This is a genomic window from Paraburkholderia sp. FW306-2-2C-D06C, from assembly GCF_058781505.1.
Window position 1 is genome coordinate 1 of sequence record NZ_JBYSWU010000094.1, and the last position, 10,371, is coordinate 10,371.

At 58.5% G+C, this 10,371-nt stretch carries 8 protein-coding genes and 1 pseudogene; 6 read left to right on the top strand and 3 right to left on the bottom strand.

The window, feature by feature from the left end; translation table 11 throughout:
- Positions 1-179: 179 nt before the first annotated feature.
- Positions 180-326, top strand: a pseudogene (locus tag AC3WLT_RS36110) (transposase domain-containing protein); the annotation flags it as partial.
- A gap of 196 nt (positions 327-522) precedes the next feature.
- Here the strand turns inward: AC3WLT_RS36110 and AC3WLT_RS36115 are convergent.
- From AC3WLT_RS36115 to AC3WLT_RS36125, 3 genes are all read right to left on the bottom strand, one after another.
- Complete coding sequence (locus AC3WLT_RS36115; RefSeq protein ID WP_492596353.1) at positions 523-1,179, bottom strand: MCP four helix bundle domain-containing protein; 657 nt, start codon at positions 1,177-1,179, stop codon at positions 523-525.
- A 267-nt stretch (positions 1,180-1,446) separates the two neighbouring features.
- Complete coding sequence (locus AC3WLT_RS36120) at positions 1,447-1,590, bottom strand: hypothetical protein (RefSeq protein WP_492596354.1); 144 nt, start codon at positions 1,588-1,590, stop codon at positions 1,447-1,449.
- A 63-nt stretch (positions 1,591-1,653) separates the two neighbouring features.
- Complete coding sequence (locus tag AC3WLT_RS36125) at positions 1,654-3,180, bottom strand: sensor domain-containing diguanylate cyclase (protein ID WP_492596355.1); 1,527 nt, start codon at positions 3,178-3,180, stop codon at positions 1,654-1,656.
- A gap of 878 nt (positions 3,181-4,058) precedes the next feature.
- Here AC3WLT_RS36125 and AC3WLT_RS36130 point away from each other — a divergent pair.
- The 5 genes from AC3WLT_RS36130 to AC3WLT_RS36150 all read left to right on the top strand — a co-directional run bounded on the left by AC3WLT_RS36130 (position 4,059) and on the right by AC3WLT_RS36150 (position 9,990).
- Positions 4,059-5,144 carry a glycoside hydrolase family 18 protein gene (locus AC3WLT_RS36130; RefSeq protein WP_492596356.1) on the top strand — a complete coding sequence of 362 codons (1,086 nt, stop codon included), beginning with the start codon at positions 4,059-4,061 and terminating at the stop codon, positions 5,142-5,144.
- Positions 5,145-5,430: 286 nt separating this feature from the next.
- The gene (locus AC3WLT_RS36135) at positions 5,431-6,954 is read left to right on the top strand and encodes a tetratricopeptide repeat protein (protein WP_492596357.1); all 1,524 of its coding nucleotides are present in this window, start codon (positions 5,431-5,433) and stop codon (positions 6,952-6,954) included.
- The gene (locus tag AC3WLT_RS36140; RefSeq protein WP_492596358.1) at positions 6,955-8,040 is read left to right on the top strand and encodes a HEAT repeat domain-containing protein; all 1,086 of its coding nucleotides are present in this window, start codon (positions 6,955-6,957) and stop codon (positions 8,038-8,040) included. It begins immediately after the preceding gene.
- 6 nt (positions 8,041-8,046) lie between these two features.
- Complete coding sequence (locus AC3WLT_RS36145) at positions 8,047-9,465, top strand: glycosyltransferase family 2 protein (RefSeq protein ID WP_492596359.1); 1,419 nt, start codon at positions 8,047-8,049, stop codon at positions 9,463-9,465.
- A 9-nt stretch (positions 9,466-9,474) separates the two neighbouring features.
- Positions 9,475-9,990, top strand: a complete 516-nt coding sequence (locus AC3WLT_RS36150) for a hypothetical protein (protein WP_492596360.1) — start codon at positions 9,475-9,477, stop codon at positions 9,988-9,990.
- The last annotated feature ends 381 nt before the right edge of the window (positions 9,991-10,371 follow it).

Sequence of the window (10,371 nt, forward strand, 5' to 3'; positions counted from 1 at the left end):
ATCGATCCCGTTCGCTAGCAGCCAAGCCTCTCGCGCGTCAACGTCAATCGTGACGGTACTCATCGAGTGCTTACTCTCAGTTCCCAGCCGTTCTCCCAGTTAATGTCGCAGCACAATGTCGCAGGCGAGGATGTCACGCGGGTCGGCGCGCCGCGATCGGCGCTTTGGAACGATCTTTGTCAAATCTGTACTCGCTCGTTGAAACGTGCAAAGAGAACAGCGTGGACGCCTATCGCTATTTGACCGAACTGTTCAAGGCGTTGCCTTGCGTGCGTAACGCTGACGATTACGAGGCGTTGCTGCCCTGGAAGGGGTGCCGTCAATAATCGGACTTTTTCGTACTAAGGGCCGGCCTAATTCCGTTGTAGCGGTCCCCGTGATTTCAACGCAGATTACGACGGTAGGCCGTTTCAAACCTGACAAGACTTTGCGAACCGGCCCGATTCAAATATCCATGAAAATCAGATGGCTGCTGTTTGCGTTTTCTGGCGCTGGCAAGCGTGGCAGCGCGTCGCCTCTAGATCACGCTACCGTCGTAATCTGTACAGAAATCACGGGGATAGCATGAAGCATTCGGATTTCCATATCGGTCTCGATTTCATGGGCCGCGCCGGCTTCTGGTGGCGCTGTACCGATGTCGGCACGCGCACCATTCTCGCCATCCAGCTTGATCGCGACGATCCCAACTGGTATCACGGGGACGCCCAGCAGCGCGAGAGCACTGAGCGCCAGCATCAATGCACGGCTGCTTGCATAGGAGGTCTTCGCAGCAGCGGTTTCTTCGTCATTCTGGGTGCGCTCCAACTCGCGCAGCTTGCGCACATAGTCCCACCACTTGGCTTGCACAGGCCGCAAGTCGAAGCGTAGGAGGTGGTAAGCCGCGTCTTTCTGACCCGAGAGCGCCAGTTCCTTGGCCTTCTCCATCAGGGGTTGGGCCAGTTCGCCTTGCTGACGGATCTGTTCGAGGAGGGTTGTTTCTTCCGAAGTTGTCCCGGCTAACTGGAACATCGTGGCAAGCCTGGTCTGGCTGTCCTCGTACGCGGCGACCTCCTGTTCAAATCGTTTCGTTTCGACCGCGACCTGATCTTGCTGATCCTCTTGAAGCAGGACCAGGTTGCGCAGTGCTAACGCGCGGTTCGAAATGCTTTGATCCAGCCGGTTTGCGAGTCCAGCCTCCACCGAATTGACGTCGGTGTATCGACCTGTCCAAGGAAATTAGACCATCACATAAGGGGATCAACGATCGGATTGACAGTTTTGTTTCCATTCCGAACGAGATAAAGTCGTCCATTCGCATAAGAAAGGTTAGCGCAATGGCACTGTCACAGCGCCCATTTGTAACCGGAGCCATGCTTCGACTCCGATAGGAGCCTTCCTGCCCCATGCGAACAAATTTTGGCACTGTGCCGCTGTTGCAAAACAAGTGACCACAGCACCGCATTCCCGTCAAACCCGACCCATGTTCACTTTGCGCACGCCCTTGACATCGCGCAACGTGATTGCGGCGCGGTTGAGCTCGTCGCGCAGCTGCTCGGCGTGCTTCATGCCCCGCAGACGCCACACCGGGTTATTCGAGTCGCTCGTCGTCACGACCACCGCGCCGATGCCAAACAGGCCGACGGCGAACCGCTTGCAGGCTTCAGGTCTTGAAGGTCAAGGAAGTTCCTCAATGCTGCACACCCGATTTCGCCCACCCGTCTTTGCCGCATACAGAGCCCTGTCGGCAGCTTCGATCAACTTCACTGGCTCGTCTGAACCCCGCGCGGGAACGAGCGAATCGACGCCGGCGCTCAGCGTGACAACCCCGGTAGGACTGCCTGCGTGCTCGATCCTGAGGTCGTAGATGGCATGGCGAATTTTTTCCGCGACGGCGACCGCACCGCCCACGTCCGTGTTCGGAAGCAATACCGCGAGTTCTTCCCCACCGTAGCGGGCGGCAAGATCGCCGGGCCGTTTGGGCGTCAGGTCGCGGATCGCGCGACTGATGGCCCGAAGACAGTCATCGCCAGCCGCGTGGCCGTAGATGTCGTTATATTGCTTGAAGCAATCCACATCCAGCATCACCAGGGCCAGCGTACTGGCATCGCGCATCGCTCGACCAAACTCAGTGTCCAGGGCAACGTCGAACTGCCGACGGTTCGCCAGTCCGGTCAGGCCATCCTGCATCACGAGCCGTTCGAGCGTCTGGTTCAGATTTGTCAGAGCATCGCGGACCTGGACCAGTTCCCGCTCTGCCCGGGTGCGCAAGCTGATCTGCTGGACCAGCCGCCACCCAAAAAGACCCACCACTGCCACGAGAAACGCCACACCGCCAGAATGCAGCAGCGTATCCCTCCACCAATCCGCGAGGATCTCGTCCCTAGAAAGAGCTGCTGCCACAAACACCGGGTAATGTTCCAGGCGGCGAAAACTGTTCAGCCGGATCACCCCGTCCTGTGAAGATTTCGTGATGAGCATGCCAGCCGGCCCCTGCGCCCGATAGGCGCGGTACAGCCCGGTACCCGCGATGTTCTTGCCGACAAAACTGTCCCTGAAGGGACGCCGCAGCAGCATGGTGCCGCTATCCAAAACCAGCGCGATCGCTCCCGCACGGCCGATCTGGAGGCTCTCGTAAAAGCCCTTGAAAAAGTCGACGTCAATGGTGGCTAGTGCCACTCCGCCAAAGCTGCCGTCGCCGTGATTGATCCGGCGCGAAACCGGAATAATCCATTTCCCCGTCGACCGGCTTCTCACGGGAAGTCCAATGTGGGGACCAAGTTCGGAATGCGCGCGATGGAAAATGAAATATTCCCGGTCAGAATTGTTGAACGTCTGGAGCAACCTCGGCTGCGAGGTTGCCAGCCATCTGCCCTGCTCGTCGTAGAGAAACAGACCATTGAGCTGCGGCAGTTCTGCCGTGCGCATTGCCATCAGGCGGTGCAACCTTTCCATCGCGCGCTGCCCCTTGCCTTCATACTCGACGCGCTCCACGATCCCGAGGAGGGCGGTGTCGGCCTCCTTGATGGTGTCGTCAGCCTGCTGCGCCGTCGCACGCGCCAGATTTGAAGTGGCAACCTCCGTCTGCTGAAACTGAACGGCGCGCGCGTTCCAGCTGCGCCAGACGTCGGTACCGATCAGACACGCACAAACGAGAATAATGAAAGCGATTGCCCGCAGGCTGACGGAAGGATTTCTCAACATTGAACGACTCGTTGTCACCTGTTTCCCGCTATCTTCGCCGGCTTACATTGCCTCGAAGACTGCAAAGCATACCCACGTATCGTGCGTTCTGAATCCGCCCAATATCGCAGCCGGGTGGGTCTCACTTTATTTAACGACCCACGCAGGACGGACTTGAGCGTGGAAAGCCGAATTATTGAGCGTATCGGGGAATACCATAACGCGCTAAATGCATGCGAGTGAATTGCATTTGAAACAGGTCGAACCCGAGACCGCCGCTTACACTTCGTGGGCGCACCGTCGTTCATCTCGAAGAAGCCGGCGTGCTCACGAAACTCAAACGTCCTGCTGCCCTCTCTTGCCGCCGATGGCTTGCCTTTCAGACCTCTTACCCGGTGGGCCCTCAGATTGGCTGATCTGGAGGATTTCCGGGATCGATCCTGAATACAGGAATTGTCCTATTTCTGTCCGCGCCGTTCAACTTGCTCGACCCCGTCGGCCTTAACCCAGTTGCGCAGCATTTGAACACGATAAAACGTAAAACGTTTGCGAATGGCACACTTTTTAAAGCAAACGTTTGCGTAATTTTAGTTCTGTTCAAGAGATGGGAATATTGACGAGAGGCCCGATTTAAATTGATTCATTTAAAGGCGCAGATGCGCTATCCTAGCCGGCCAAATGCGGGGCCAGCCAAAAATCCGAATCCGGACTCGCTAAAAAAAAGCTTTGACGACGGTTCGATTCTGCCGTCGTACGACCACATTGGGACCAACATAACGATGAGTGGATGCTTCGGGGCGCGGCCAGCCCGGGGAAGTGCTGGCCCGCCGCCTGACTCGCGCGGACTAAGGCATCGCTGCTTCAACGCGATGTCGCTTTGCGTCGGCGCGCTCACGGTAATGACGGTTCTCCTCACCGGTTGTGCAAGCCGGCAACTGCCGGCTGAGTCGATCACCGTCGACGTCCAGGCATGGAAACAGGCGCGCTTTGTCGAGCTTACCTATGCCGACAATCGTTTGACGGGCGTCGATTATCTTGACGAATTACCCAAGGTTGAATCGAAGCCGCGCCGGATGGCTTGTCTGCATCGAGACTCGGTGACGCCCGCTCCGAAAGCTATTAGCGCGTGGATCTGGCGCTCCAAGGCGCTGATGGACGACCCGCAAGTGCGCGGGGATTTTCTCGTTCGCGCCAAACAACATGGCGTCACGACGCTGAACGTCCAAGTGCAGCGCGATCTGACGCAGTTCGACGCCCTCCTTCGAGCGGCGAGTGCCGTAGGTGTCCGGATCAATGCTCTCGCAGGCGAGCCGAGCGATGTCCTCGATGGGGAGCCATTGTTGCGTCTAGTCGATTCGATCGTGCAATTCAACGCGACACATCGCGATGGATTTGCTGGAGTGCAGTTCGACATCGAGCCCTATCTGCTCAAGGACTACAGCAAGAACGAGACCGAAGTTCTGACGCGCTATATCGAGTTGCTCGACAGACTCAGGCGCGCTACTGCAGGCCGGCTCGAACTGAGCGTTGCGGTGCCGTTTTGGTTTGCGGACAAAACGCTGCATGGGGAAAGCCTGATGGCCTTCGTTGCGGCGCGCGTCGATCGGATCGCAATCATGAGCTATCGCACCGATTTGCCCCAGTTGCTCGATGTGGCGAACAACGCGCTATGTTACGGCGAACTATATGGCAAGCCTATCGATCTCGGATTGGAATTGACCAAAATGCCGCGCGAGACTCACTACATCGTCGCGAATTCTCAGTTGGATTCTTCGATTCGCACGGAAAACAGCAAGACCTTCCTGCGGTGGGACCTCGCGGATTTAGCGCATCTCACGACGCGCCAGTGGGTGGTCGAGCCGTCACGTCTTTCCTTCTACCCAGACACTGAAGCGGCATTTGCGATGATGCGCTTGCCGATCCCTTACCTGAGCTTTGCCGGTTGGAGCATCAATGGCCTCGATGACGCGTGGATCCACCCATAACGCCAAACTGATTTCGGCATCGGTTGCGCTCGCTACTGCGATGTGCGCAGCTTCGGCGAACGCGACTGCTCCCACGACCTATGAGCAAAAAATTCGGGCATTGATGCGCGCCGTTCAGCAGCATGACGATGCCGCGGCGGTCCGGCAGTTCGACGCATTGCGGCAGCAGTACAAAGGCAACCCCGAAGTGGAGGCGATCGGATTGCGCTTCGAATGTTCGAAAGGGAATTTCGATCGCTTCCACGATTCGCAGCAACGGCATGCTCCCCATTCGTCGAGCACGGACTTGGCGGAGGCCATGAAAGCCTGCCGTGACGAGGAGGCGATGGCGCGGGCAACGCGTCAACTTGACCAGGGCGATGCGATCGCAGCGATCCGCGTCGCTCAGCCGCTGTATGCGTCCGGTTCGGATCCCTATCGCGCCGGTCTGCTGCTGGCCCAGGCCTACACGCGCAATCAGCAGCCCGAGCAGGCGCAACGGATCTACGCCGACCTGGCCGCGCGCTATCCGAAAGACGCCGAACTGGCGACACGGGCTCGCGCACTGCGGACCGAAAGCGAACTCGACGCGTTGCAACGTCAACTCGACCAGGGCGATGCAATTGCTGCGATCCGCGTCGCTCAGCCCCTGTATGCGACCGGCCCGGATCCTTATCGCGCGGGTGTCTTGCTGGCACAGGCCTATGTGCGCAACCAGCAGCCCGAGCAGGCGCAACGGGTCTATGCGGACCTGGCGGTGCGCTACCCGAAGGATGCCGAACTGGCAACACAGGCGCGCGCGCTGCAGGTCCAGCAAGAGCTCGACGAGGCAGAGCGCAAGCTGGACGACGGCGATGCGGCCGCCGCGATTCGCATCGCCCAACCGCTCTATGCCTCCGGCCCGGATCCGTATCGCGCTGGTCTGCTGTTGGCGCAGGGCTACGTGCGCAGTCAACAGCCTCGGCAGGCGCAACGGATCTATGCCGACCTCGCGACCCACTATCCGAAGGATTCGGAACTTGCGGCGCAGTCCGTCATTCTGCTAGCGCAGACGCACCAGTCCGAAGGAGCGCATCAGGCCTTCGAAGCGCTGCCGCCTTCGCAGCAGCAAGCCGTAATATTGAGCCTGGGCGGCGATGTGCGCCCGCTGTATCCGAATTCGATCACCGTGACCGGCACCCGTGCTTCATCGTCGCACAACATGCCGGGTGACGACGATGCGGCGGCGCAACTCGCACTCGGGACATCGCTCGGAACCGTCGTCGCCGCCATCGAGCACGCCCATCGTTTCGGCCAAGCCGCGACGTCCTATGGTTTCGATTTTTATCGCGACCTGGGGGCGGGTTACAGTGCCCAAATCGGCGCGTCGCACAGTCCTTCGGAGACGTTTCTCGCACGTCACGCCCTGACACTCGGACTGTCGAAGGACTTCAGCAACTTCACCCTTGATGCCGGACTGCGACATCTGATCTTCTCCAATACCGTCGCCGATGTCGTATCGGGGGGTGTCGACTTTCAGGTCGGCCCGCACCTGCAGATCAGGACGGGGCTGCTCTATGTTCCTCAAACAAGTGCCTACAGCGTGAAGCTGGCGCCGATCTGGAGATACAACGGAAGCAATCAGAGCTTCGCCTATTTGACGGGCGGGATGGCGGGAGAACAGGTGAGCGTTTCCCAAGGCATCCTGCGCACACCGACCTACAGTCTCATGATCGGTCACACGGTAAACGTGACCCGACTCGTTTCCCTGACGGCTGACACGTTCTACGAGCACCGCGCCGGCCTCTACAACCGCTGGGGCATCGATGTATCACTCGCGAAGAGGTGGTAATTGGACACGCTGAACAATCTCGTTTTCCCCGTCCTCGGTTTCTGGCTGCTGCGGGCCTTCGCTCTGTTTTTCGGGTTGTCACTCATCGCAGTGCTCATCGGGCTCGGCGTGCACAAGAGCCTCGTGCTGCGACGCGCCCGTCAAAGCGCGTTATGGACAGAGCACGCACGTCAGACGCTACTGTCGATCGCGAACGGCGACGCGTTGAGGCTCGAACCCGTATCCGATTTCAATCGAACGTTCTGCGTCGTCGACGCGTTCCGCGACTGCAAAATCACTGATCACGATCAGGAGCGGCGCTTGCACGACGCGATGGCAAGGGCCGGAATCGATGAGGTGTTGCACCGGGCAATGCAATCCCAGGATTGGGGACTGCGTTCCAAATGCATGAGCGCGATTCATGAGCTTCGTTGGCCGAGGTTTTTCGATGCGCTGATCGAGCGCTCGGGCCAGGAAGACAACATGCGCGTCCATAGCAGCTGCCTTTACGCGTGCGCCAGCGTATTGAGAAGTCCGGAGCAGTTTTTCCGGCTGTACGATGCGACCGACGCCAGGAACACGCTCACAGCAAGTTTTGCTGAAAGCGTGTTCCGCACCGCCATCCGAAGGCTAACGGAGTTCTGCCCTCCCGAGGCCGTCCACAGCACGATGGAGATGTGCTTGAGTCGTCTGCAGTCCCCCAGCCTCACCGCCCTGATCATGTCGATCGGCAAAGAACACATTCGCGAGCTCGCGCCATCGATCGTCAAATGCGCACGCGCGCAACCTAAGCGCATCGTAGTCGTCTCGGCCATGCGCGCGCTTCACTTGATGCAGCTGTACGACCACTTGATTCTCGAAGGACTGTCGTCTGAGGACACCATCATTCAAATCACCGCGATTCGGACCAGCGTGTTCTGCGGCGATGCCGTCTGGCAAAAGCTGGCCCGACTGATGAACTCGCGATCGTTCGATGTCCGCTATGCGGCGGCGATGACCTTGCGTGCGATAGGGGCGCGCGGTATCGCCGTCTTGCGCGAAGTCCTCGAAGAAAACACTGACCTTTACGCTAAAAACATGGCGGCGTTCGCGCTGGCGATGGAGTGACACAACATGAAATCGATTGCGCTCTTATTGATCGTTTACCAGGTCTTGATCCTCGTCTATTTTCTGGTGCTGAATTGCGGCTATACCCTCATCACTTTCTTCGCCTTCCTCTTCATTAAGAGGTCGGCCGACGCCACGCCCGATTTGGAACGGCTCGGCGATATCGTCAACCTCAGCAATCTGCGCCCCGTCAGCTTGATGATCCCCTGCTACAACGAGGAGCTCAATATCGTCGAGACGGTGAAAAATGCATCGAAGCTGATCTACCCCGAATTCGAGATCCTCGTGATCAACGACGGCTCCGCCGACAAGACCGTCGATATGCTGCATGACGCGTTCGAGTTGATTCCCATCGACCGCCCGCCCAAGAAACTGCTCGAGACAGCGCCTGTTCGACAAGTATTTCGCTCGCGCACCGTGCCGAACCTTTGGGTCATCGACAAGGCCAACGGTGGCAAGGCCGACGCGCTCAACGCCGGGCTTTCGTACAGCAGCTACCCGCTGTTCTGTGCGATGGACGCGGACTCGTTGCTGGAATCCGATGCGTTGCTGCGCATGGGCCATCAGTTTCTGCTCGACAAGGAGTTGGTCGCGGCTGGCGGGGCTGTGCGCGTGCTGAATGGGTGCACGGTCAAGGATTCCCAGATCAGCGAAATTCGCGCGCCGTCCGGGCTGTTGAGCAACATCCAGGTTGCCGAGTATTTGCGCGGCTTCATGGCCGGTCGTGTGGCATTCGACGCAATGGACAGCCTGCTGATTATCTCGGGGGCATTCGGCATTTTTCGCAAGGACCTCATCCTGGCAATATCGGGCTTTCGCAAGACGGTCGGCGAAGACATGGATCTCGTGCTGCGCCTGCACCGGCACTGCGTCGACCAAGGCATTGCCTACACGGTGCGATATGTTCCCGAGCCGGTCTGCTGGACGCAGGTTCCGTCCGATCTATTCTCGCTTTTGCGGCAACGCAACCGCTGGCAGCGCGGCCTGGTGGACTGCCTCTGGCACAACCGCGCCATGCTGTTCAATCCGAAGTATGGCAAGGCTGGGATGATCGGTATGCCGTACTTCTTCATCGTCGAGATGCTCGGGCCGCTGATCGAGTTCGTCGGCTATCTCGGGTTTGTTCTTTTCCTGATTTTCAATCTTCTCAATCCGCTCTATGCCGAACTGTTTTTCCTGCTGTCCATCGGCTGGGGCATGTGGTTGAACGCCGCGGCAGTCATGCTCGACAACTTCACGCTACACAAATATTCGAGAATTCGGGATTCGTACAAGATTGCCATCCTCGGCACCTTCGAATACCTCGGTTATCGTCAGCTCGTGACGGTCGAGCGCCTGATCGGTACGTTCCAGGTGTGGCGGCGCGGCTGGGGAAAGGTCAAACGAAGCTCGATCGGAGGAGCGGTCGAGGAAACTGCAAAGTAAGCGTTGGATATGTCCGCAAAAAAACTCACTAGCATCATCGTGCGCCTATGCCTGCTGGCGCTCATCGGGGCGGCGCCGGGTTATCTGTTTCTCGCCAATTTCGCCACGTTCGAGCCTTACCTCGTGCCACTGCATGCGATCCAGGGCGAGGTGAGGCAGGCTGCCCCCGGCATCATCATCGGACCCTATCCGGATGCCAATATGCTGGCCGCCTTGCGTCGACGCGGCGTCGGTGTCGTAATATCTCTGCTCGACAAGGACCTTATTTACGAGCAGTCGCTTATCCGCCGCGAGGAGGCGCTCGCTGCCACCTTCGGCATTCAGGAAATCAATGCGCCGATGGACAGCGGTCAGTCCCCGAGCAGTCCGCTCAATGCTGCCGCGCTGTTAAAGATCCGCGCGTTCATCGACAGCCGCCCGAAGACGCAGATTTATATTCACTGCTACCTCGGCAAGCATAGAGTGCACGATGTGGCGATCATGTTGGAACAACAGAACGACGAGGTACGGGGCGCGCATCGCTGAGCGGGTCTCTGCCTCGGCGTAGGCGTGATAGTGACCTGCCACCATCGATAGGGTCAAAGGGCTTTCTGTACCAGATTCCGCGATGCCTTTCGTGGCGGCATTTTGTGCTGCTTATCATGTCATCTAGATCCATAGTCGTGCTTAAGAGGCGCCGATAAGTAGTTGCCGCGTGACGCGTCTGGGGTCATCTCAAGAAAAGGAAATTTGTGCACGTGTGCGAATTCACGTCGCACACGTACGAAAAAGTCCGTCTTGAAGGCACCCCAGATCGGCCATTGCTGACCGCCGTATATGGGCTCTGCCCTGACCCGTCCTGACATAGGTTGACACCTACGCACCGCTGTTCGCGGTTAGAAACGCCCGATGAAGTTCATCGGGCGT

What these genes read in the sequence shown, in the direction of transcription:
- AC3WLT_RS36130 (WP_492596356.1), top strand. Translation starts at nt 4,059, where the DNA reads ATGACGGTTCTCCTCACCGGTTGTGCAAGCCGGCAACTGCCGGCTGAG.
- AC3WLT_RS36145 (WP_492596359.1), top strand. Translation starts at nt 8,047, where the DNA reads ATGAAATCGATTGCGCTCTTATTGATCGTTTACCAGGTCTTGATCCTC.
- AC3WLT_RS36150 (WP_492596360.1), top strand. Translation starts at nt 9,475, where the DNA reads ATGTCCGCAAAAAAACTCACTAGCATCATCGTGCGCCTATGCCTGCTG.
- AC3WLT_RS36125 (WP_492596355.1), bottom strand. Translation starts at nt 3,180, where the DNA reads ATGTTGAGAAATCCTTCCGTCAGCCTGCGGGCAATCGCTTTCATTATT.